The sequence below is a fragment of the Deferrivibrio essentukiensis genome (assembly GCF_020480685.1).
GTDB classification, from domain to species: Bacteria; Chrysiogenota; Deferribacteres; order Deferribacterales; family Deferrivibrionaceae; genus Deferrivibrio; species Deferrivibrio essentukiensis.
In genome coordinates this window covers 1-22255 of the sequence record NZ_JAJAFU010000017.1, presented here as the reverse complement: position 1 = coordinate 22255, position 22255 = coordinate 1, and the positions used below count along the sequence as shown (strand labels likewise).

Annotated in this window: 24 protein-coding genes; 15 read left to right on the top strand and 9 right to left on the bottom strand. The window is 34.0% G+C overall.

Annotated elements, in window-relative coordinates:
- Positions 1–12 precede the first annotated feature (12 nt).
- The 5 genes from purH to LF845_RS08665 form a co-directional block, all read right to left on the bottom strand.
- On the bottom strand, positions 13–1566 hold the full coding sequence (purH, locus tag LF845_RS08685) for a bifunctional phosphoribosylaminoimidazolecarboxamide formyltransferase/IMP cyclohydrolase (protein ID WP_242820624.1): 1554 nt from the start codon (positions 1564–1566) through the stop codon (positions 13–15).
- Positions 1550–2035: a signal peptidase II gene (gene lspA, locus LF845_RS08680; protein WP_242820623.1), complete on the bottom strand. Its 486-nt coding sequence runs from the start codon at positions 2033–2035 to the stop codon at positions 1550–1552. The genes purH and lspA overlap by 17 nt, the downstream gene beginning before the upstream one ends.
- A gap of 56 nt (positions 2036–2091) precedes the next feature.
- On the bottom strand, positions 2092–4893 hold the full coding sequence (gene ileS / locus LF845_RS08675; protein ID WP_242820622.1) for an isoleucine--tRNA ligase: 2802 nt from the start codon (positions 4891–4893) through the stop codon (positions 2092–2094).
- 95 nt (positions 4894–4988) lie between these two features.
- Positions 4989–5432: a nucleoside recognition protein gene (locus LF845_RS08670; RefSeq protein ID WP_242820621.1), complete on the bottom strand. Its 444-nt coding sequence runs from the start codon at positions 5430–5432 to the stop codon at positions 4989–4991.
- On the bottom strand, positions 5423–5845 hold the full coding sequence (locus tag LF845_RS08665) for a nucleoside recognition domain-containing protein (RefSeq protein ID WP_242820620.1): 423 nt from the start codon (positions 5843–5845) through the stop codon (positions 5423–5425). Before LF845_RS08665 ends, LF845_RS08670 begins: the two co-directional genes overlap by 10 nt.
- 53 nt (positions 5846–5898) lie before the next feature.
- On the opposite strand from LF845_RS08665, the gene rlmB reads away from it, so the two are divergent.
- The 14 genes from rlmB (at position 5899) to LF845_RS08595 (ending at position 18624) form a co-directional block, all read left to right on the top strand.
- Complete coding sequence (gene rlmB, locus LF845_RS08660) at positions 5899–6594, top strand: 23S rRNA (guanosine(2251)-2'-O)-methyltransferase RlmB (RefSeq protein ID WP_242820619.1); 696 nt, start codon at positions 5899–5901, stop codon at positions 6592–6594.
- A complete protein-coding gene (locus tag LF845_RS08655; RefSeq protein WP_242820618.1) occupies positions 6587–6754 on the top strand; it encodes a hypothetical protein in 168 nt (55 codons plus the stop codon). Before rlmB ends, LF845_RS08655 begins: the two co-directional genes overlap by 8 nt.
- Positions 6755–6945: 191 nt before the next feature.
- Positions 6946–7626, top strand: coding sequence for a GntR family transcriptional regulator (locus tag LF845_RS08650; RefSeq protein ID WP_242820617.1), 681 nt, complete (start codon positions 6946–6948; stop codon positions 7624–7626).
- Entirely contained in the window at positions 7623–8288 is a 666-nt protein-coding gene (locus LF845_RS08645; protein ID WP_242820616.1) for a GntR family transcriptional regulator, read from the top strand. The genes LF845_RS08650 and LF845_RS08645 overlap by 4 nt, the downstream gene beginning before the upstream one ends.
- A 118-nt stretch (positions 8289–8406) precedes the next feature.
- Positions 8407–8643 (top strand): phosphoribosylformylglycinamidine synthase subunit PurS, encoded by a 237-nt coding sequence (gene purS / locus LF845_RS08640; RefSeq protein ID WP_242820615.1) that lies wholly within the window; start codon positions 8407–8409, stop codon positions 8641–8643.
- Between the two features lie 2 nt (positions 8644–8645).
- The gene (purQ, locus tag LF845_RS08635) at positions 8646–9344 is read left to right on the top strand and encodes a phosphoribosylformylglycinamidine synthase subunit PurQ (RefSeq protein ID WP_242820614.1); all 699 of its coding nucleotides are present in this window, start codon (positions 8646–8648) and stop codon (positions 9342–9344) included.
- Positions 9341–11572 carry a phosphoribosylformylglycinamidine synthase subunit PurL gene (purL, locus tag LF845_RS08630; RefSeq protein WP_242820613.1) on the top strand — a complete coding sequence of 744 codons (2232 nt, stop codon included), beginning with the start codon at positions 9341–9343 and terminating at the stop codon, positions 11570–11572. Before purQ ends, purL begins: the two co-directional genes overlap by 4 nt.
- Positions 11569–12957: an amidophosphoribosyltransferase gene (purF, locus tag LF845_RS08625; protein WP_242820612.1), complete on the top strand. Its 1389-nt coding sequence runs from the start codon at positions 11569–11571 to the stop codon at positions 12955–12957. The genes purL and purF overlap by 4 nt, the downstream gene beginning before the upstream one ends.
- Positions 12958–13094: 137 nt before the next feature.
- Positions 13095–13322 carry a hypothetical protein gene (locus tag LF845_RS08620; RefSeq protein WP_242820611.1) on the top strand — a complete coding sequence of 76 codons (228 nt, stop codon included), beginning with the start codon at positions 13095–13097 and terminating at the stop codon, positions 13320–13322.
- A gap of 211 nt (positions 13323–13533) precedes the next feature.
- Positions 13534–15417: an AMP-dependent synthetase/ligase gene (locus LF845_RS08615; protein WP_242820610.1), complete on the top strand. Its 1884-nt coding sequence runs from the start codon at positions 13534–13536 to the stop codon at positions 15415–15417.
- 89 nt (positions 15418–15506) lie between these two features.
- On the top strand, positions 15507–16088 hold the full coding sequence (locus tag LF845_RS08610) for a sigma-70 family RNA polymerase sigma factor (RefSeq protein ID WP_242820609.1): 582 nt from the start codon (positions 15507–15509) through the stop codon (positions 16086–16088).
- A complete protein-coding gene (locus tag LF845_RS08605; RefSeq protein WP_242820608.1) occupies positions 16066–16533 on the top strand; it encodes a zf-HC2 domain-containing protein in 468 nt (155 codons plus the stop codon). Before LF845_RS08610 ends, LF845_RS08605 begins: the two co-directional genes overlap by 23 nt.
- The gene (locus LF845_RS08600; RefSeq protein WP_242820607.1) at positions 16530–17258 is read left to right on the top strand and encodes a hypothetical protein; all 729 of its coding nucleotides are present in this window, start codon (positions 16530–16532) and stop codon (positions 17256–17258) included. Before LF845_RS08605 ends, LF845_RS08600 begins: the two co-directional genes overlap by 4 nt.
- 1 nt (position 17259) lies before the next feature.
- Positions 17260–18624: a DegQ family serine endoprotease gene (locus tag LF845_RS08595; protein WP_242820606.1), complete on the top strand. Its 1365-nt coding sequence runs from the start codon at positions 17260–17262 to the stop codon at positions 18622–18624.
- 13 nt (positions 18625–18637) lie between these two features.
- On the opposite strand, the gene LF845_RS08590 is transcribed toward LF845_RS08595, so the two are convergent.
- Together LF845_RS08590 and LF845_RS08585 are read right to left on the bottom strand one after the other, a co-directional pair.
- Positions 18638–19087, bottom strand: coding sequence for a bacteriohemerythrin (locus LF845_RS08590; RefSeq protein WP_242820605.1), 450 nt, complete (start codon positions 19085–19087; stop codon positions 18638–18640).
- Positions 19088–19095: 8 nt separating this feature from the next.
- Complete coding sequence (locus LF845_RS08585) at positions 19096–19932, bottom strand: HDOD domain-containing protein (RefSeq protein WP_242820604.1); 837 nt, start codon at positions 19930–19932, stop codon at positions 19096–19098.
- A 210-nt stretch (positions 19933–20142) separates the two neighbouring features.
- Between LF845_RS08585 and trhA the strand changes: the two genes are divergently transcribed.
- Positions 20143–20787, top strand: a complete 645-nt coding sequence (gene trhA, locus LF845_RS08580) for a PAQR family membrane homeostasis protein TrhA (RefSeq protein ID WP_242820603.1) — start codon at positions 20143–20145, stop codon at positions 20785–20787.
- Here the strand turns inward: trhA and LF845_RS08575 are convergent.
- Entirely contained in the window at positions 20752–21483 is a 732-nt protein-coding gene (locus LF845_RS08575) for a response regulator (RefSeq protein ID WP_242820602.1), read from the bottom strand. The genes trhA and LF845_RS08575 overlap by 36 nt on opposite strands.
- On the bottom strand, positions 21480–22255 hold a 776-nt coding region (locus LF845_RS08570), incomplete at its 5' end, for a CheR family methyltransferase (protein WP_242820601.1). The genes LF845_RS08570 and LF845_RS08575, both read right to left, overlap by 4 nt.

Sequence of the window (22255 nt, the reverse complement as noted above, 5' to 3'; positions counted from 1 at the left end):
TTGTTACCCCTTTTAATGTTTAAAATGCCTTATACCGGTAAGTACCATTGCTATATTGTGTTCATCACAAGCCTCAATAACCTCTGAATCTCTGATAGAGCCACCGGGTTGAATTATAGCGGTGATTCCTTTGCCGGCTGCCTCATCAACACTGTCTCTGAACGGGAAAAATGCATCACTTGCCATTACACACCCTTGTAGAGGACTTCTTGCCTTATCTGCAGCTATCTTAGATGAATCCACACGGCTCATTTGACCTGCACCTACTCCGATTGTTCTATCATTTGTAGCATAGACTATTGCATTGGATTTGACATGTTTTGCAATTTTCCATGCAAATTCCAAAGCCTTATATTCATCTTCTGTAGGTTTTCTTTTGGTTGGCACTTTTAAATCTCTTATACTTTCAAATGTATGTAAGTCACGGTCAGCTAAAAGCATTCCTCCGGTTACCTTTTTAATGTCAAGTTCATCATCTCGTTCAAAATTATCCAGATTTTCTATTTCTATGAGTCTTAAATTTTTCTTAGAAGATAAAATTTCAACGGCTTCTTTTGAAAATTTTGGCGCTACAACTACTTCTAAAAATATTTCAGCCAACTTTTCGGCTAATTCTTTTTCTACACTTTTATTTGTCCCTACAATGCCACCAAATGCACTTACGGGGTCACATTCAAGAGCTTTTAGATATGCTTCAAGATTATCTGTTCCCACTGCTGTTCCGCAAGGGTTAGTGTGCTTTATGATTGTTACAACAGGCTCCTTAAACTCCTTAACTATTTCTACAGCAGCATTTATGTCAATTATGTTATTGAAAGATAACTCTTTCCCTTGTAACTGTTTTCCCGTTGAAACACTTGGCTCTTTGATATTTGGCTGAGTGTAAAAAGCTGCTTCCTGATGTGGGTTTTCCCCGTATCTCATCCCCTGTTTTTTTCTTGCTGCAATGGCAATTTCATCAGGAAATTTAATGTTTAATATTTTATTAAAGTAGCTTGATATGATACTATCATACACTGCAGTGTGGGTAAAAGCCTTTCTTGCTAAATCAATTCTTGTATCATAAGTTATACCATTATTTTCTTCCAGCTCTTTTTCAACTCTTGCAAAATCATTATTGTCAACGATTACCGTTACAAATTTGAAATTTTTGGCAGCACTTCTAATCATTGTAGGGCCGCCTATATCAATATTTTCTATTGCTACATCAAGCTCAACACTCTTGTTGGCGATAGTTTTCTCAAAAGGGTAGAGATTGACCACAACCATATCTATGTCTTGTAAGTTTAATTCTTGCATCGTTTTTTGATGGTTTTCATTATCCCTGATATTTAAAATCCCTGCATGCACTTTAGGATTTAATGTTTTTACCCTGCCGTCCAAAATTTCGGGAAATCCAGTAAATTCTGATATTTCAACGATATTAATTCCGCTTTCTTTTAAAAGTTTTGCTGTGCCACCTGTAGACACTATTTCTACACCGTGAGACTTAAGTTTTTTTGCAAACTCAACAATTCCTGTCTTGTCAGACAAACTTATTAGTGCTCTTTTAGGCTTGGTTAACATCTGTATCCCCCTTTTTCTTAAAAAGTATATCTATAAATAGAAAAAATATTCCAACAGTTATGCAAGAGTCGGCAACATTAAAGGCAGGCCAATGATAATTTTGTATATAAAAATCGAGAAAATCTACAACACTGCCAAGATAAATCCTGTCTATAAAGTTTCCAATTGCACCAGATAAAATAAGCGTATAGGCAAAGGCTCTCAATTTATGGTCAATCTCCTTATACATAAGGTAAATGACTATAAATATTGCTAATGCCGTTATTATAACAAAGAATATTTGTCTGTAAGAGTCATCTAATTTTGCTAAAAAGCCAAAAGCTGCTCCGGGGTTTAAAACAAAAGTAAGATTGAAAAATCCAGGGATTATCTCTTTGGTTTCATATAAATCAAAAATATGTTTTATATAAAATTTTGATATTTGGTCGATTAAAACCAAGACGAAAATTACAGGAAGATATTTTTTCATAACCACCTCTTTACAATATTATAAAAAAAGGGGCGCAAAGCCCCTTTGTTTGTTATTTAAGAAATTGCCTGATAGCACCTTTCGCAGATTGTTTTGTGGTCTTCAAACTTACCCACCGTTTCAGATTTTATCCAACACCTTTCACATTTTTCATTACTTGATGCTTCAACAAATATTTTTATTTTTTTATCTTCAGGGATATATCCACCCTCTACATCATCAAAGTTTTTGAGTTCAACTTCAGAGACGATAAATATCTTTTCAATGCCTTCATCAGCAGATAATATATCTAAAATATCCTTTTTTGCACCTATTGTTACTTTTGCATCAAGTGGGTGTCCTATTACTTTTTCGGCTCTCTTAAGCTCAAGTGCCTTATTGACATCTTTTTTAATTTCATAAAGTTGATTCCATTTATTGTAAATAGATTCATCATAAATAGATTCATCTACTTCAGCAAAATTTTCCATAAATACATATTCCGGTTTACCTTTATAGTTAGGTAAATATTCCCATACTTCATCGGCAGTGAATGATAAAATAGGCGACATCAGGATACAAAGCTCTTTGAGAATTATGAAATTTACAGTTTGAGCTGATCGTCTGAATCTTGAATCTTTCTTGTAGCAGTAAAGCCTGTCTTTGATAATATCATGGTAAAATGCTGACAAATCGTTTACGCAAAAATTATTCAATGTATGGAAAAACACATGAAACTGATAGTTGTCAAAAGCGTTATAGATTCTTTTTTTGACGTTTTGCCATTTCATTAACATATATTTATCGATATCAAGTAAATTGGCAAAATCTACCATATCCGTATCAGGATTAAAATCTGAAATATTGCCCAAGATGTATTTACAAGAATTTCTGATTTTTCTGTACGCTTCTACAAGCCTTTTGATAATATTTTGGGAGATTCTAACATCTTCTGTGTAATCTTCTGCAGCTACCCAAAGCCTTAAAATTTCAGCTCCATATTTTTTGATGATTTCTTCAGGTGTCACCACATTACCGAGTGATTTTGACATTTTTTTACCACTGCCATCAACCACAAATCCGTGTGTCAACACTTCAGAATATGGTGCTTTTCCTCGTGTCCCGACACTTTCTAAAATAGTGCTGTGAAACCACCCTCTATGCTGGTCACTCCCTTCAAGATACATATTCGCAGGCCAACCAAGCTCTTCTCTTGTTTCACAGACTGCCGCATGGCTAACGCCTGAATCAAACCAAACGTCTAATATGTCAGTTTCTTTTCTGATTTTATCTGAATTACAGTGAGGGCATTTAAAATCTTTTCCAAGAAAATATTCATTATCAAAGTCAAACCACGCATCAGCACCATGCTCTAAAAATGCATTATAAACTTTATCCATAATATCATCATTTATAACCACTTCCCCACATTCCTGACATAAAAATACTGCGATTGGCACACCCCAAGTCCTTTGTCTTGAAATACACCAATCCGGCCTATTTTCAATCATAGCAGTTATTCTATTTTCACCCCAATTTGGAATCCATTTAATTTTCTTAATTTCTTCTAATGTTTTTTTCCTCAAGTCATTTTGCTCCATTGATATAAACCATTGCGGTGTTGCTCTGAAAACTACAGGACTTTTACATCTCCAACAGTGGGGATAAGAGTGGTCAACTTTTCCGGAATTTAAAAGTGTTCCATTTTCATCCATGTAAGCAATTATTTTATCATTTGCCTTGACAATATGTTCACCGGCAAAGATTTCAGTATCCTTTTTAAATAATCCGTTATCATCAACAGGGTTTAATATTTCAAGTCCATATTTCAAGCCAACTTCATAGTCCTCTTGACCATGCCCAGGTGCAGTATGGACAATTCCTGTACCTTGTTCAAGAGTGACATGGTCACCAAGAATCATTAAAGAATCTCTATCATAGAAAGGATGTTTAGCTTTTTCGTTTTCAAAATCAGAGCCGCTAACCCTTTTTATCTCTTTATGTGAAGTGATATTGAAGATTTCCAATAATTTTTCTAAAAGCTCTGTAGCTACAACAATATGTTCACCGACGGAAAGGTTTTTGTTTTCTGTTTCAATTATTTCGACTAACGAGTATTGATAATTTGGGTTGAATGCCACACCTAAATTTGCAGGTAATGTCCAAGGGGTAGTAGTCCATATTACAATACTTGTATTCTCTGGTAAATCTAACTTTTTAGCAGTTTCTTTTCTTACAGGAAATTTTACATAGATTGAGTTAGATGTGTGGTTATCGTATTCTACCTCTGCTTCTGCTAAAGCAGTCACACAACTTGTACACCAGTAAATAGGCTTTAATCCTTTATAAACACCTTTATTTTTAAAAAACTTATAAAGTTCTTTTAGAGTAACAGCCTCATAAACATAATCCATTGTAATATAAGGATTTTCCCATTCACCTAAAACTCCAAGCCTTTTAAATTCTTCCCTTTGTATGTCGATAAATTTTTCAGCGTATTTTCTGCACTCTTTTCTTATTTGTGATTTTTCCATTTCATACTTTTTCTTGCCGAGGAGTTTATCAACTTGATGTTCAATAGGAAGGCCGTGACAATCCCATCCCGGTACGTATGGTGAGTAGTAACCTTCAAGGGTTTTAACTTTGACAATAAAGTCTTTTAGGATTTTATTAAGGGCGTGTCCAATATGGATATGACCATTTGCATAGGGTGGGCCATCGTGTAAAATATATCTTTTATTTTTGTTTCTTGTTGAAATTATTTTATGGTATAAGTTAGATTTTTCCCACTTTTTTATCCGTTCAGGCTCACTATTGCTCAAATTGGCCTTCATCGGAAAATTGGTGTTAGGTAAATTTAAAGTATCTTTGTATTCCATTGTGACCTCTTAATGTATTTTATTTTGAGGGTGATTTTTAGCACTAAAACCCTAATTTATCAAGAGAAATAAGTCTAATATTTGCTAAATAATTATTAGACAGTCTCTGATTTTGAAAAATATTTGTTAAGAAAAAGTATGATGATAAATGCTAATACTATTCTAATACCTATTATTATAAACCCGTTTGCTCCGACTGCTACGAAGAGGAGCGTATCTTCAAAGACAGCATGGCACACGCTTAAAAATATTGAAGTTAAAATGATTTCTTTTTGGCTCATATTACCTGACATGGCGTTTTTGATTAATATACCTGCTCCGTAAGCTATTCCCAAAACAAGACCTACGACCATAGTTATCGATGCGTTAGATTTTATTCCTATGAAGCTAAATGGTTTGTTTAGAATATCTTGGGACAATTTATACAGTTTTGAATTTTCATAAAATTCATAAACTATCATTAACATAACGATTATACCTGTTAATTTTACACAAAGATAAAGTGCATTCTTTAGGGGCTCGAAGATTGTTATATCCATAAAATGTTTACCGTAAAAGCTGCAAGAAATGCAGTTAATAATCTTGTTAATAATACCGGAAATGCTCTGACCCCTGTCCTCGTTAGAATAACTGTTTCAATGATAAGGTTGTGAGCTATCCCTAAAAAAAGTCCAATGATAGTTATCTGCTTGACTGTCAAGTCAAGAGGCTGCATAGCTGCGATTGCAGCATATAGATTGAGTGACATGCCGGAAATCATAGCAATTGAAGCTTCCCCTGGAAGACCTATAAGCTTCATCAAAGGGGAAAAAAACGAGCCGATTGCTCCAAGTATTTCTGTCTGCTTTAAAATATCTACCAAAAGATAAAAGGGGAATGTAAAAATTACTATTTTTTTGCTGATTTTAATTCCGTTCTTGAAACCGTTTAAGATATGTTCTAATATTTTCATGTCGGGTAGTTATAATAAAAAAATATTTTTTGTAAAGTTATTTGTAGGTGAATATGTTAATTTATGGGAAAAATGCACTGTTTGAAGCTTTAAAAGCTCATACAAAAATAAAAGAGATTTTTTTAAGGGATGGAGTGACGATTCTTAATAATGTGAATATTGATAAAATTAAGGTTACAGTTTTGAAAAAAAATGATTTTGAGCTAAAATTTCCTGACAAAAACCAAGGGGTAGTTGCTGATATAGATTTTAAAACTTATGATTTTTATGATGTAGTTGAAGAGTTAAAAGATGAAAAATGTGTTGCGGTATTGGATCATATTCAAGACCCACATAACTATGGAGCAATTATTAGGGCAGGTCATTGCTTTGGAGTAAAATTTTTCATTGTTGCCAAAGATAATCAATGCAAGATTACGCCCACTGTATTTAAAACGAGTGCCGGGAGTTTAATTTACTCTAAAGTTGTAGAAGTTGTTAATATAGCAAAGACTTTGGATGAGATAAAAAAAATGGATTTTTATGTTTATGCGGCTGATGTGCATACGGAGAGATATATTTCTTCCGTTAGCAGTGATGGAAAGAAGGCTGTTGTTATTGGTTCTGAAGGTAACGGTATTAGACCTAATGTTTTAAAAAGAGCTGATATAATTTTTAAAATACCTATGGTTTCAAACATAGATTCTTTAAATGCATCTCAAAGTGCGGCAATAGCTTTTTACGAGCTCTGTGGTAAGTGGCATGGATAAAAGATTATCTGAAAGTGCAAATATTATTGCAAAAAAGTATAAATATAAAGAGATGATTTTAAAAAGAAAGCTCAAAGTAAATATCTCTGTAGCAAAAAAACTGATTGGTCCTGACTGTGCATATCACTTATATAACGATTTGAAAAATAAATCTGAGTAAACATATTGTTAAACAAAAGTCTTTTGTTACGCAATTTGCGGATAGATATTTTTCTTTAAGATTAACTGTTAATCGTTATTTAACTAATTACTTACAAAGAGAAAAAATTTGTTGACGATAGATTTATAATGTTGTATATTTGGATACTGTATACAGAATACAGTATCCAATAATTTAATAAGGGTTTGAGTGTGACTCAGAATATTTATTTTTATGAATCTAAACCTCTCAGAGAGGTGATTGCCGACAGAATTAGATCAGATATTATTAAAGGCGTTTATGCCGACGGTGAGAGGCTTGTTGAACCTAAACTTGCTGAGACACTGGGTATAAGCAGGACACCAATAAGGGAAGCTTTGCGGCAACTTGAGAGTGAAGGGTTTATTGAAATCGTCCCAAGAAGAGGGGCTGTAGTTAAGACCATTACTATTAAAGATTTGGACGATTTGTACGCAATAAAGGCAAATCTTGAGGGTTTGGCGGCTAATCAAGCAACTTTAAACATTACTCGTGAAGAAATTGAAAAATTAAAACTTATTAATGAAAAATTTTTTAGTTTATCAAAGAGTAGTAAGAATATTGTAGATGAGTATTTGTCGTACAATATTGATTTCCATAATATTTTTATCATAGCTTCTAAGAACAATAAGTTAATAGAAATTTTAGAAGGGCTTTCCAAAAACTTTCAAAGGTTTAAAGGGATATTGGTTGCTAAAGCCGATAGGTCTAAAGATGCATATGTGGAACATCAGAAAGTTATTGAGGCATTTGAGAAAAAAGATCCAGTGTTGGCTGAAAATACCGTAAGGGAGCACATTAAAAGCAGTTGGAAATATCTTCGTAAATTTATTAATAAAGAGGATAATCTATGAAGGATATATCTATTGATAATGCCACGTTAAGTGAAAAGATAGCTGAAACCATTAGAGGTTATATTTTAAGCGGCACATTAAAGCCCGGTGACAGACTTACGGAGCCCAAGCTTTCAGAAATGCTCGGAATAAGTAGGACACCCATCAGAGAGGCACTGAGACTCTTAGAGATGGAAGGGTTTGTGGAAATATTTCCGAGGAGAGGTGCTGTTGTTTCTGTGATAACAGATAAGGATGTTGATGAAATATTTGTTTTGAAAATGAAACTGGAGTCATTGGCTGCAAGGTTAGCTGTTAAAAACTTGACCAATGAAGATATAAAAAAGTTAGAAGATATAAATGAGAAAATGGAAAAATACTCTTTGACGAAAAATGTGGCAAATTTGATAAAGTTAAATTCTGAGTTTCATAATCTATTTATAAGTAAGTGTAACAATTTAAGGCTTGTAAAATTTCTTGAAAGTTTGCTTAGACAATTTAAAAGGGCAACCGCTTACTCATTTACTGAAACAGGAAGGATTTTAAAGGTGCTTGATGAGCATAAAGAGATAATTGAGGCGTTTGAGGAGAGGGATGCTGATAGGGTGGAAAAGCTTGTTGAAAGACATATAAGAAGTGGTTGGGCCTTTATATCAAATAAAGTTGCCGGTAAAGCTGTTTAAAATACTTATAGTCATTTTTTGATTATTAGGCTATTTGCTAAAGTGATGTATCGGAATAAAAAAGCGGTGACACATCCTCAAAAGTATGCTAAATTCATAAAAAAATCGAGGTAAAATCATGAAAGTTAAAGTTTATGTCAAACTAAAAGATACTGTTTTAGACCCACAGGGTGAAGCTATTTTGCAATCAGCTAAGAGGAATGGCTACGATTTTATCGAAGATGTAAGAGTTGGCAAGGTATTTGAGCTTGAAGTTTCAGATACGGACAATCTTGAGGGGAAAGTAAAGCAGCTTTGTGACAAGCTGTTAGCAAATCCTATTATCGAAGAATATTCAATTAAAATGGGTGAATAGTTATGAAAGCAGGAGTTGTAGTATTCCCTGGTTCAAACTGTGACCATGACTGTTATCATGTTTTAAAGCATGTTTTGGAAATAGATACGGTTTTTCTATGGCATAAAGATAAAGAGTTGAAAGATGTTGATTTCATTGTTTTGCCGGGTGGTTTTTCTTATGGGGATTACCTCAGATGTGGAGCTATTGCAAGTCAGTCTGAAATTATTGAGTCTGTGATTGATTTTGCAGAAAAAGGTGGACTTGTGCTCGGTATTTGTAACGGTTTTCAAATTTTGACGGAAACAGGACTTTTACCGGGAGCACTCTTAAGAAATAGAGATTTGAAGTTTATTTGTAAAGATGTGAATCTTGTTGTAAGCAATGTAAACACCCCTTTTACAAAATTTTACAGTTCAGGTGAAGTTATTAAAATCCCTATTGCACATATGGATGGCAACTATTTTATAGACGAGCCAGGGCTTGCAGACTTGATTGAAAATGAGCAAATAGTCTTCAGATATTGCAATGATACAGGTGAAACTCTTGATGATGCTAATCCTAATGGTTCAATTGACAATATCGCAGGAATTATAAACAAAAAGGGTAATGTCCTTGGTATGATGCCTCACCCTGAAAGATGTGCGGAGGAAATTCTTGGCAATACTGATGGCATCCATATATTTAATTCCGTTAAGAAGTTTTTGAAAGGTGGAATATGAGTGTTTATGAATCGTTTAAATATCCTGAAGTAGATGTTAATGTTGCAAAGGGGATGGGCTTAAAGCCTGAAGAGTATGAGCTTGCTAAAAAAATTATAGGTAGAAATCCAAACTATATAGAGATAGGTATAATTTCTTCTATGTGGAGTGAGCACTGCAGTTATAAAAGCAGTAGGCTTCATTTAAAAAAGCTTCCCACAGAAGCCGATTGGGTGGTGCAAGGTCCGGGAGAGAATGCAGGTGTAATTGAAATTGACGGTGATATCTGTGCATGCTTTAAAGTAGAAAGTCATAATCACCCGTCATATATAGAGCCTTATCAAGGGGCTGCTACAGGTGTTGGCGGGATTTTAAGAGATGTTTTTACCATGGGAGCAAGGCCTGTTGCAGCAATGAATTCTCTTCGCTTTGGGACTCTTGATAATGATGAAACAATTAAAATTATGGATGGAGTTGTATCGGGAATTGCAGGATATGGTAACTGTTTTGGTGTGCCAACTGTTGGAGGGGAAGTTTTCTTTGATGAATGCTATCAAAAAAATCCTCTTGTAAATGCGTTTGCTCTTGGAATTGTCAAAAAGGATAAGATTTTTTTGGCAAAGGCTGAAGGTGTTGGTAATCCAATTATTTATGTTGGTGCCAAAACAGGAAGGGATGGCATCCATGGTGCTACGATGGCAAGTGAAGAATTTTCAGCCGATTCTGAAAGTAAAAGACCAAATGTTCAAATTGGCGACCCTTTTAAAGAAAAACTCTTGCTTGAAGCCTGCTTGGAGCTTATGAAAAATGAATATCTTATAGGTATCCAAGATATGGGAGCAGCGGGATTGACAAGTTCCTCTTTTGAAATGGCATCAAAATCCGGTGCTGGTGTAAAACTTTATCTTGATAAAGTCCCGGTCAGAGAAAAAAATATGACCCCTTATGAGATTATGCTCTCTGAGTCACAGGAAAGAATGCTTTTGGTTGCTAAAAAAGGGTATGAAGACAAAGTAATAGAAATTTTTAAAAAGTGGGATTTGGATGTTGCCACAATTGGTGAAGTGACTAATGATGGCTTTGTAAGATTGTATTGGAATGGTGAAGAGGTTGCTGTTTTGCCAGCTGACCCATTGTCAAATAATGCACCGGTTTACGATAGACCTTATAAAAAACCTGGTTATATTGATAAATTGAGAGATTTTAGTGTTGAGAATTTAAAAGAGCCTGCTGATTTAAATACTTGTCTTTTTAATCTTTTAAATAGCCCCAATGTCGCTTCAAAAAGATGGGTATATGAGCAATATGATTATATGGTTAGGACAAATACCGTGGTAAATCCCGGCTCAGATTCTGCTGTCCTTAGAATTAAAGAGTCTGATAAAGGTATAGCGTTGTCAAGTGATTGTAACCCGAGATATTGTTATGTTAATCCGAAAAAAGGTGGTAGTCTTGCTGTCGCGGAGGCTGCAAGAAATGTAGCAATGAGTGGAGCTAAACCACTTGCCATTACTAATTGTTTGAATTTTGGCAATCCCGAAAAACCCGAAATTATGTGGCAATTTGTTGAAGCCCTTGAAGGGATGAAAGAAGCATGTCTTGTTCTGTCTACACCTGTTGTGAGCGGAAATGTCAGTTTCTATAATGAAACGGAAGGGAAGGGGGTATACCCCACACCTACAATAGTAATGGTTGGAGCAATTGATGATGTGACTAAGGCAATCAAGTCTTCATTTAAAAGCTTTGGAAGTTACATTATTATAATTGGAAAAGATAAATATGAGATAGGTGCAAGCGAATATTTAAAAGTTTGCCACTCTACTGTTGCAGGGGATGCACCTGAAGCAGATTTGGATGCGGAAAAAAAGCTCATTGACTTTATGGTAAAAGCAGTTGATGAAAGACTTATTAATTCTGCTCATGATATTTCAGAAGGTGGACTTGCCGTTGCACTTGCTGAAATGACACTTGAGAATGAGATTGGTTGTGAAGTTGCTTTTAATGAAAATATTCGAAGTGATCTCTTGCTCTTTTCAGAAACTCAAGCAAGGGCTATAGTAGAAGTGAATTCTATTAATCTTGAAAAGGTAGAAGATTTATTAAATAAGTTTGGCCTGTATTACACTATTGCAGGGAAGACTTTAGGGAACTCTATTATTGTTAAGAATAATGGTGAAAAGCTAATAGATATTAATGTGTTGGCTGCAAAATATATTTATGAAAATGCAATTAAAGGTAAGATGCAATGATTTTTGATAAATTTAGAGAGGAGTGCGGTGTCGCCGGTGTTTACGGTGATGAAGAGGCTGCAAATTTAGTATATTTGTGCCTTTATGCATTACAGCACAGAGGGCAGGAAGGAGCAGGCATTGCTGCTCTTGATGGCAATCAAATACATGCCGAAAAAGGGCTTGGACTTGTAAGCGATATATTTACACAAGAACGACTTAGCCGTCTTAATGGTAGCGTTGCCATCGGTCACAACAGATATTCGACTTCCGGTGCAAATCTCTTGAAAAATACTCAACCGATAGTTGCTGAAATAAACAAAGGGCAGGTTGCCCTTGCACATAACGGCAATATTGTAAATGCACATAAAATAAGGGAGAGGCTTGTTCAAAAAGGTGCTATTTTTACTTCTACTTCAGATAGTGAGATTATAATCCATCTTATTGCAAAAAGTGAAAAAGATAATCTTGAAGAAGCGATTATTGATTCTTTGTCGGAGCTAAAAGGGGCATATTCCATAATTTTTATGACTGAAAATCATATGATTGGGATTAGAGATCCCCTTGGAATAAGACCTCTTATTTTGGGCAAAAAAAGGACAGGTTATGTTTTAGTCAGTGAAACGTGTGCACTTGATTTGATTGAAGCAGAGTTTATAAGGGAAATTGAGCCCGGGGAAATGATAATTATTGGTGAAGAAGGGATAAAGAGTGTGAAACCGTTTGATAAGGCGGTACCAAAGCCGTGCATATTTGAGTTTATATATTTTGCAAGACCTGATTCACTCATTTTCAATAACTATGTTTACGATATAAGAAAAAAGATGGGTGCAAAGCTTGCTGAGGAAAATCCCGTTGATGCTGATTTAGTTATCCCTGTACCAGATTCGGGGATTGTTGCTACCCTTGGGTACTCTGAAAAAAGCGGAATCCCTTTTGAACTCGGATTAATAAGGAATCACTATGTTGGCAGGACATTTATTGAACCATCACAGTCTATTAGACATTTTGGCGTGAAGATTAAACTTAATCCGGTAAAATCGGTTATTAATGGTAAACGTATAGTAGTTGTGGATGATTCAATTGTAAGGGGGACAACAAGTAGGAAAATAGTAAAAATGCTAAGGGAAGCAGGTGCAAAAGAGGTGCATTTCAGAGTTTCTTCGCCGCCTACAATGTTTCCTTGCTTTTATGGTATTGATACCCCTACGAGAAAAGAGCTTATTGCTTCTACGCATGATTTGGAAGAGATAAGAAAATATATTACTGCTGATAGTCTTGGATATTTGAGCCTACAGGGGATGTGCCAATGTGTAGGTGAGATGAACTATTGTGATGCATGCTTTAGTGGTGACTATCCAACCATGTATATTGATGAAGATGAGTTTAATCCTAAGGTAAATTAATAAAGAGGTGTATAATGGAAAAAAACAAGATTAGGCTTTTTGGTACAAGTATGGATTTTGTGTCAGGCTGAAGCCCTTCATACTTTCCTGCAGGTTGCGGGACGACGACTGATCCGTATTTTGAGCTTTCTAAAGATTTGGATGCATTGTTAACGAAGAAACTTGGTTCTGAAAGCTTTGAGTTGCAGTATGTAGATATATCTTCACCTGAGGTGCTTGATTATATCGATGATGTGAATACTATTGTGGAAAACAGGCTGCCGTTGCCATATGTTTCCATGAATGACAAGCCGTTATGTTGGGGTTTGGAAGACCCTGAAAAGATATGTGAAAAAGTTCTTGAAAAAGTAGGAAGTGATGCTTAGGCGGCCTTCGGGTCGCTTTTTTTTAACTAAATATTTTAGCGATTTTATCTTTTAAAATTTTTAAGTTAAATGGTTTATGGGTGAAACCTGAAACTCTTAAAAATCTTTATTTAATCTTTTTATTGACTGATACAAAACGCAAAAGTGATTATTTGGTTGATTAATAAGCGATATTATATTAAATTATATATTAAACACAACGGGGGTTTATATGGGGTATACAAATATTTTTCAGGGGTTTCTTGACACTTGTGAGAAAAATAAAGGTAAGATTGCATTTTTATATAGATTTGGAAAAAGTAAACTTGAGGTAACATACCAAAAACTCTTTGAAGATGTTTTAATACTGTCTAAAGCCTTTAAGAGCAAAGGGATAGTTAAAGGTTCTAAGGTTTTGCTCCTTTCTGATAACCGTTATGAATGGATAGTGAGTGATTTTGCACTAATTAGTTTAGGTGCCATAAGTGTCCCTCGAGGCAGTGATACTCCTACAAAAGAGCTTAAGTTTATCATAGAGCACTCTGAGGCAGATTTTGCTATTTTGGAAAATGAAAAGTTATATAAAGAGCATGAGGAAATTTTTAAAGAGATAAAACTTAAAAATATTTTTGTTATTGAGGGGGAAAATCTTCATAAGTTTTTGAATAATATTTATTCTTATAATGAGATTTTAAAGGATAGAGAATACACATCTGACGACTTGAACGATTTTTTATCAAGAAGAGATATAACCGGCTTAGAAGATCCATTTACACTTATATATACTTCAGGTACTACAGGTGTGCCTAAAGGGGTTGTCCTTACAAATAAAAATTTCTTGGCAAACTTAAATGTTATCCCCGACCTTGTAGGTCTAAGGGAGGATGACAGCTTTGTTTCAATTTTGCCTTCATGGCATATATTTGAAAGGGTTGTTGAACATGTGGCAGTAGCAAAAGGGTGTGCTACACTTTATAGCTCAGTGAAAAATTTTGCTACAGATTTGGAGGAGTTTAAACCGACAGTTGTCGCTACTGTGCCAAGGGTATGGGAATCTTTGTATGCCAAAATAAATACTGCTTTGGCAAAGCAGTCAGCTTCAAAACACAAGATTTTTAATTTACTTGTAAAAATAGCTGCAAAATATAATAGAAATATGAGAGTACTAACAAATAAGCTTCCAAGATTTAAAAAAGATTTTTTTATTGTCAGCTTTTTTAAAAAATTCATAGCCTTTGTTAAACTCGTTTTTCTTTATTTGCCAAATAAACTTGCGAGAAAGAAGTTTAGGGCGGTTCAAGAAAAATTTGGCGGAAGATTGAGACTTGCAGTAAGTGGCGGGGGAAGTTTACCCGCTTATTTGGATGAATGGATTGATGCTTTGGGGATTAGAATTGTAAATGCTTATGGTATGACAGAATGTGCTCCGGGGATTGCAGGAAGAGGGTTAGATTGTGATATATTTGGAACGCTTGGTAAGCCTCTAAAAAATACGCAAGTAAAAATTGTTGATGATGAAGGGAATGAATTACCGCCGGGTGTCCAAGGTGAGATTCTTATTAAAGGACCGCAGGTAATGCCCGGTTACTATAAAAATGAAGAAGAAAATAAAAAATGTTTTACTGAAGATGGTTTTTTTAAGACAGGTGATTTGGGTATGCTTACAATTACTGGTGAGCTTGTTATTACAGGGCGCTCAAAAGAGATAATTGTTTTATCAAGTGGTGAGAATATTGACCCATCAAGAATTGAATCTGAAATCTCTCAGCTACCTTTTGTAAAAGATGCTGTATTAGTTGGGCAGGATAAAAAAGGTTTGGCAGCTTTGGTAGTCCCTGATTTTGACGCTCTTAAAGAGTATATGGAAAAAAAATATAACAAGATAAGTGATACTTTCAAAAATTTAAATGATAGAGAATTGGTAGATAAGATTAAGCAGGAGTTTAACAAGCTTCTTCATGCAAAAAAAGGGTTTAAGCCTTATGAAAAAATACATAATATTTTCTTTTTAGACAAAGAATTTACTCTTGGCGAGGAGCTGACAAATACTTTGAAGAAAAAGAGACATTATATTGAAAAGAAATATAGAGAAATTATAGACAAACTTTTCCATTAAGGTTAGAATATTTAAATTAAAACTGATAATTTTTTTTGAACTTTTATTTAATATAAAAATCTTTTTATCAGTTATGGTAGGAGGATACCTTGACCGACGCACAGATAATTGAGAAAATACTTGCTGGAAAGTCAGAGCTTTTTGAGTTGTTGGTTATAAAATATCAGCAGCAGCTTTTTTCAACACTTATCAATATAACTAAAGATTATAATATGGCTGAGGAATTTGTTCAGGATGCCTTTGTAAAGGCTTTTGAAAAACTTGAAATGTTGAAAAATAGAGACCAGTTTTATGCATGGATAAAGAGAATTGCCATAAATAATGCTTTTATGCACTTTGAAAAGAATCGAAGGATGGTTGATGTTGACCGAGATATAGATGAAAATAACGAATCTTTTTTTGACAGAGTATCTGACTACTCAAATCCTGAAGAGGAGCTTCTCACTGATGAGATGCGCAAATATGTAAGAAAATTTGTAGATGCCCTCCCTGATAAATTAAGGGCAGTTATTATATTAAGGGAAGTTGAAGATTTTAGCTATGAAGAGATAGCTGAAATGTTAAATATTCCTATCGGGACAGTAAGGTCAAGACTATTTAATGCCAGACAGTTTATAAAACAAAGATTAATTAGACAGGGGTTGGCTGATGAAATGTCAAAAGTATCATAAACTTATTTCTGATTATGCAGATAACTGTTTGGATTCTTCTTATGTGGATGAAGTGCTTGAGCATATTGCTGAGTGTGGCGACTGCAAAAGGTTTTATCTTAATGAACTAAAATTAAAAGAATATATAAAATCATCATTTCCTGCTTCTAATGTCAGGGTTGATGTTACTGCATCTGTGATGTCTAAAATAGGTGTCAAAAAGGTTCAAAAAAAGAGCAGATTTATGTATTATGTGGCCGGTTTTGCTTTGTTTGCATTTTTAGGTGGTATGGCTGCTTTTTTTCAAGGAACTTATTCAACCAATACTTTTGCTAATAATGATAAAGCTGTTATTAATAGTGGTGCTGAGGAAAAATTACAAGAATTTGTGTTTGAGCATCTTGATAGGACGAATATAAATAACTTTTCAACTATGGCAGTGTCAAGCGTAGTCTATGAAAAATGAAATATATAATATTCATACTGTTTTTGCTCCCCAACCTTCTGTTTGCTGACAGAATATTTTTCAAAATAGCAGTAGACGAAACTCATTACTCATCCTTTGAGTTTTCTGAAATTGAAAATGTAAATAAGAATCTTCACTTTATATTCAGTAAATATCAGGACTTATATTTTGATATTAATAAAACAAAAAAGGAATTTTACAATATCAAGAAAAAGTCAAATTTAAAATTTAATGGAAAATCGGTCAGTGTATATGAACTTTTTCCGGTATTTAAAGATCGTTTTAGCCAGATACTATGGGTCAATAAAAATTGTATCGTAAGAAAAGAGGTTTACGATCTTGAAGGAAAGCTTATGTATGCCTACGGTCATGCAGGGGATATGCCAGAAGACAGTTTTGAAGAAAATAACGAATACGCACAATCTGCGAAAGAATATTTTCAAGGTTTTGGATATCGAGGTTTTGATATAAAGATGGTTAAGAGACTATCGAATGGAGCTTTGCATATTTTGTATGATGATGGGGTGAATAGCTTTAGTATTTTTAAAACAACGCCGGCTATTATGAAAGAGGAGGTTAAAAGAATAATTTTGGGAAATTACGTTTACTCAACAAATTTGGACAACTCAACTTATACGGTTGTGGGGACGATACCTTATAGTGAGATGAATGAGGTGATAAAGTTTATAAAAGATAAGAAAATAGATACAAAAGGAGGAAATTAAAATGAAGAAGTTACTGACTATTTTTACAATGTTATTTCTGGTGGCTGTACAAAGTTATGCATTTACCCCCGACTCATTTTCGGATGTGGTAAAAAAGACAAAAAACAGTGTGGTTAATATCAGCACTACCAAGATAATTAAAAGGAAACCTATCCCTGATTTTTTCAATGACGACCTTTTTAAAAGATTTTTTGGTGATCAGTTTGATAATTTTCACAATAACGCCCCGCAAGAATACAAATCAAAATCTCTTGGATCAGGTTTTGTGATTGATGCCAAAGAAGGATATATTGTTACTAATAACCATGTTATCGAAGGGGCAGATGAAATCCTCATCAAATTTACCGATAATAATGAAATACCCGCACAGGTGGTAGGGCGCGACCCACTTACAGACCTTGCTTTGCTGAAAATTGACCCTACGAAAGAAGAATTACACGAAATAGAGCTGGGTGATTCTGATAAGATAGAAGTAGGAGATTGGGTAGTTGCTATTGGTAACCCTTTTGGACTTTCCTGGACTGTAACCGCAGGTATTATTAGTGCCAAAGGGAGAGAATTGGGTGAAGGACCGTATGATAATTTTATGCAGACAGATGCATCCATCAATCCGGGGAATAGTGGCGGTCCTTTGGTAAACTTGGACGGAGAAGTTATCGGTATAAACACAGCAATAATTCCTTCAGGGCAGGGACTTGGGTTTGCAATTCCAGTTAATATGTTAAAAGACCTTCTTCCAAAGCTTAAGAAAGGTGAGGTTAAGAGAGGTTGGCTTGGTGTTGTATTGCAGGAAATGGATGAAAAATTAGCAAAAACTTTTGGACTTGACAAGCCTGAAGGGGCACTGGTATCCGATGTGATAAAAGGTGACCCGGCTGATAAAGCAGGACTTAGAGCTGGTGATATAATTCTTGAAATTAACGGTAACAAGCTTGAAAATCAAAAAGAGCTTATAAATATTATAGGGTCAAAATCCCCAGGTGAAACAGTTGTATTAAAAGTTTTAAGAGATGGTAAAAAGATAGATATCAAAGTCAAACTAGGAGAAAGGAAAGGTAGTGTAAAAGTGGGCGAGTCAAAAATCAGGGAGGATTTGCCTGTTTCTGTAGAAGATTTGACTGAGAATGAGATGAAACAGCTTAATATCAATTTTGGTGTAAAAGTAATAGATGTAGATACTACCTCAAATGCCTATGAAGCAGGTCTAAGAAAAGGTGATATAATTGTATGGATTAATAGAAAAGAGGTAAAGAGCAGTGAAGATTTTTATAAGATTTACGATTCCATTAAGAAAGATGATGTTGTAGGCCTTAAAGTAATTTCCAGAAACGGCAGCAGGTTTTTGGCTTTTAATAAGGATAAATAATAAAGGGCCCCTTTTATGGGGCCTTTTTTATATTTTCCTCAATACGCAGGTTTCTCTCTTCTTTTTTCATTTTTAAGAAGGCCCCAAGATGCTTATCAATTTTATTGATATGCTCAGCGTACCAAATTTTCAATTTGTTATTAAGGTCAAGTGCAAGGTTATGGTTATTAGGATTTTCCTTAATCTTATTTTTCAAATCAGCTAAATATTCTATTAATTTTTTATGCTCTTGCTTATGTGTGTCGGTATTTGGGTATTGAAACTGCTCCATGTATTTTTCTTCCGTGGAGAAATGAACTTTTGTGTAAAGTTCAAGAAAATTAACCACACTCTGAATCGATTCGACCCCTTCTCCACTTAAGAGTGCATTTTGGAATTTGTTTATTATATTGATTAATGTCTTGTGTTGATTATCGATGGCTTTAAAGCCTACCCTTAAATCATCGCTCCAAATAAGTTTCATATTTCACCTCAGCTAAGTTGAAACATCTCTTTTTCGTGTTCGTAAATCTCTTTAAAATTATTAATTAATTCATCCTTTTCTGATTGAGATATTTTAAGTAACTCTTCACAAAAATTGATTTCTTCCTCATTAACTGTTTTGCTGATAGAGTCAGCATAAAGTTTAGCCAGATTATTTGAATAAGCGAGTATTAAGCTGTGATTTTTATACTGAGATTGTTGATATTGATGATGAAAATAAACGGTGTCAACAAACAGCATAGGCATTTTCCATGCTTTCATTGTATACCCCCCAAGCTCCGCATGGTCAAAGCCGATAAAGTTTCTCTCTACTTCTTCAAGTGGAATATTATTATTAAATGCTGTTTCTACAAATTCTTCATACTCAGGGATAGAAATTTTGAAAATAACTTGACCTATATCGTGCATCATACCAAGTGTAAACATTTCAGAAGCTATATCAGGTTTTTTAACTAACGATACAAGCCTTGCTAATATTGACACAGCTATAGAATGCTCCCATATCTTTTGAGAAATAAAGTCAAGATTTTTACTGTAAACCGATTTTAATGAAAGGGATATAACTAAGTTTCTCAGATTGTTTATCCCGATATATGTTGTTGCCTGCCTCAAGTCTGTTATTTCAGAAGCCGGTGAAAATGCTGCCGAGTTTGCAAATTTTAATATAGCACTTGTAAGACTTATATCTTTTGATACAAGCATTATTATTTCTGAAACGTTATAATCAGGTTTTTCACAAATTTGTATAATTTTAGAAGCTATTTGAGGTATGGGAGGAAGGTTTTTTACTTTTGATAGAATCATTTTTTGCAACTGGTCATTCATGTTTACTCCTTTTAATGTTATTGCCTAAAATATTATATACCGATTTTTCAGATTTATCTACACTATTGGAGCATGTTCGCCTAATTATGTCTTAGAGTCTTAGTACTTAACACTTAGCACTAACCTTGAAGTTTGAACAATTAAATGATGCAAAAAAATGAAATGACATCATATTGAATTTTCTTGACATAAAAATCTAAAGTTTATAATATGTTACACATGCAAAGGGAAGAGTTAATCAGCTCACTTACACATCTTATTTTTGGAATTTTTGCAATATTTTTGACTATTATTGCCATTATTAAAGGGGTAAGTTTAAGGAGTCCATATCATATTGTTTCTTACTCTATTTTTGGCATTTCGATGATTTTATTATATTTTTCAAGCGGTATTTATCATTTTTTGCCAAGCAAGACTGACATAAAGAAATTGTTTAAGAAATTAGATCATATTATGATTTTTTTTCTCATTGCAGGGACATATACCCCATTTTGTTTGATAACTTTAAAGGGGGTATTAGGGTGGTCAATTTTTGGCATAATTTGGTCTGTTGCACTTGCGGGGCTTTTTTTTAAAATATTCTGTTTAAATGCACCGAGGATATTGTATACGGCAATTTATGTTGTTATGGGGTGGATAATAATCTTTGCCATAAAGCCTATCTATAATAATCTGTCTTTAAATGGGTTTATGTGGCTTGCTGCCGGAGGGTTATTCTATACTGTAGGTGCAGTTATATACGCTTTAAAAAGACCAAATCCTGTCCCCGGTATGTTTGGATTCCACGAAATATGGCATATCTTTGTAATTTTAGGGACTTCAGCTCATTATATTTCTATTTATTTTTATACTTAAAAGTGCCTTGTTATTTTCCACCTGGTCAAGGTCAAGTATGTCTATATTTTGAATATACTCGATTGTTGAATACCTTTTAAGTTTGGAAATTTTATTGACAAGCTCTGTTAGTCTTTCAGTAGCTTCATCTATAAATGTCAGGTATTTTTTTATTGAGTCATACGCTTCAGGATATTTTGTAGCCATAAGCTCAGAAAGAATAGGATTTATCATAGTAAGGGCAGTAAGCGGTTGATTAAAATGATGAGCCACTGAGCCTGCAAATTGCAATACTACTTTATCCTTTTCGTATTGCATCATCTTCTCTTTATTTTCTTTTTCGGTAATAATACGCTTTATCCTTGCCAAAAGTTCAGCCTCATATTTAGACTTGATTACGTAATCATCGGCACCTATTTCAAATGCCTTGTTAACTGTTTCTTCATCAGCACTTACAGTAAGGAAAATAATAGGGATGTCTTTATCTATTTTTTCATCATTCTTTATAATCTCAAAACACTCAAAACCATCTTTGTCAGGCATATTAACGTCAAGAAGGATAACATCAACACGATTATTTAACAAATATTTATAGGCATCATCAAAATTAGTAAATCCGATAAAGTCAAAAATTATCTGCTTTGTAATATTCTTTTTTAATGCCTCAAGGACAGTAGGGTCATCATCTACTGCCAAAATTTTGTACTTATATCTCATGGTTGCCTCCTTTGAAGGGCAGAGGAAAAACTCAGAGCAGTTTTTTTTAGTATCTGCTCATCAAAAATGTCATAAAACCGTGATTCTATTTTAGTGAATGAATTTATATTTGTAAAGATTCTTTTTGCGTTAATTAAATCTTGTAGGTTGAAAAGTGCTACAGCCTGAAAGTAATTGTATATCAAATCATCTTTTAAATAGGTAGCCTTGCGAAAATAGTCAACTGCTTTAGCATAATCTTTATTGATATAGTTTTTAAGCCCTAAGATGAAAAATTTTTCATCGTTACTTAGCTCTTTTAAGTCTGATTCGGATATTTCACCTATTTTATTTTGTGCGATTAAAAGTTTAATATTTGATAATTTTAATTCTTTTTTAGATTGTGGCTCTTCTTGAGCTTGTTTTTCTATATTTTTTAGAAGGTTTTTTGCACTTTCATATTTTCTTTGCATTAAGAGTGAATTGAAAGTTTTTTTGAAGTCAAATGAATATTTTTTAGGAGCAGTTGTTTTATGCGACGTAATACTCTTTTGAAGATTTAATTTTGCATCTTTACAGAAATATGTTACATCCGAATCTACATATATGGGAAAACCAAACCTTTGTAGCAAGGCAAATTCCCCCGGTGCTACAAACAAGTAGCCATTATCGGTTAAATGATTATTTATTAAGTTATTCAAAGTCTTTTTGATATTTTCATCACTAAAATATATCAAAACATTTCTGCAAAGTATTATATGATAGTTGTTACTGCCTTTTAATTCCAATATAT

Bases quoted from the DNA above. Each gene is read 5' to 3' on its own strand.
- purH (WP_242820624.1), bottom strand. From the start codon at position 1,566: ATGTTAACCAAGCCTAAAAGAGCACTAATAAGTTTGTCTGACAAGACA.
- lspA (WP_242820623.1), bottom strand. From the start codon at position 2,035: ATGAAAAAATATCTTCCTGTAATTTTCGTCTTGGTTTTAATCGACCAA.
- ileS (WP_242820622.1), bottom strand. From the start codon at position 4,893: ATGGAATACAAAGATACTTTAAATTTACCTAACACCAATTTTCCGATG.
- LF845_RS08670 (WP_242820621.1), bottom strand. From the start codon at position 5,432: ATGGATATAACAATCTTCGAGCCCCTAAAGAATGCACTTTATCTTTGT.
- LF845_RS08665 (WP_242820620.1), bottom strand. From the start codon at position 5,845: ATGAAAATATTAGAACATATCTTAAACGGTTTCAAGAACGGAATTAAA.
- rlmB (WP_242820619.1), top strand. From the start codon at position 5,899: ATGTTAATTTATGGGAAAAATGCACTGTTTGAAGCTTTAAAAGCTCAT.
- LF845_RS08655 (WP_242820618.1), top strand. From the start codon at position 6,587: ATGGATAAAAGATTATCTGAAAGTGCAAATATTATTGCAAAAAAGTAT.
- LF845_RS08645 (WP_242820616.1), top strand. From the start codon at position 7,623: ATGAAGGATATATCTATTGATAATGCCACGTTAAGTGAAAAGATAGCT.
- purS (WP_242820615.1), top strand. From the start codon at position 8,407: ATGAAAGTTAAAGTTTATGTCAAACTAAAAGATACTGTTTTAGACCCA.
- purQ (WP_242820614.1), top strand. From the start codon at position 8,646: ATGAAAGCAGGAGTTGTAGTATTCCCTGGTTCAAACTGTGACCATGAC.
- purL (WP_242820613.1), top strand. From the start codon at position 9,341: ATGAGTGTTTATGAATCGTTTAAATATCCTGAAGTAGATGTTAATGTT.
- purF (WP_242820612.1), top strand. From the start codon at position 11,569: ATGATTTTTGATAAATTTAGAGAGGAGTGCGGTGTCGCCGGTGTTTAC.
- LF845_RS08615 (WP_242820610.1), top strand. From the start codon at position 13,534: ATGGGGTATACAAATATTTTTCAGGGGTTTCTTGACACTTGTGAGAAA.
- LF845_RS08605 (WP_242820608.1), top strand. From the start codon at position 16,066: ATGAAATGTCAAAAGTATCATAAACTTATTTCTGATTATGCAGATAAC.
- LF845_RS08600 (WP_242820607.1), top strand. From the start codon at position 16,530: ATGAAATATATAATATTCATACTGTTTTTGCTCCCCAACCTTCTGTTT.
- LF845_RS08595 (WP_242820606.1), top strand. From the start codon at position 17,260: ATGAAGAAGTTACTGACTATTTTTACAATGTTATTTCTGGTGGCTGTA.
- LF845_RS08590 (WP_242820605.1), bottom strand. From the start codon at position 19,087: ATGAAACTTATTTGGAGCGATGATTTAAGGGTAGGCTTTAAAGCCATC.
- LF845_RS08585 (WP_242820604.1), bottom strand. From the start codon at position 19,932: ATGAATGACCAGTTGCAAAAAATGATTCTATCAAAAGTAAAAAACCTT.
- trhA (WP_242820603.1), top strand. From the start codon at position 20,143: ATGTTACACATGCAAAGGGAAGAGTTAATCAGCTCACTTACACATCTT.
- LF845_RS08575 (WP_242820602.1), bottom strand. From the start codon at position 21,483: ATGAGATATAAGTACAAAATTTTGGCAGTAGATGATGACCCTACTGTC.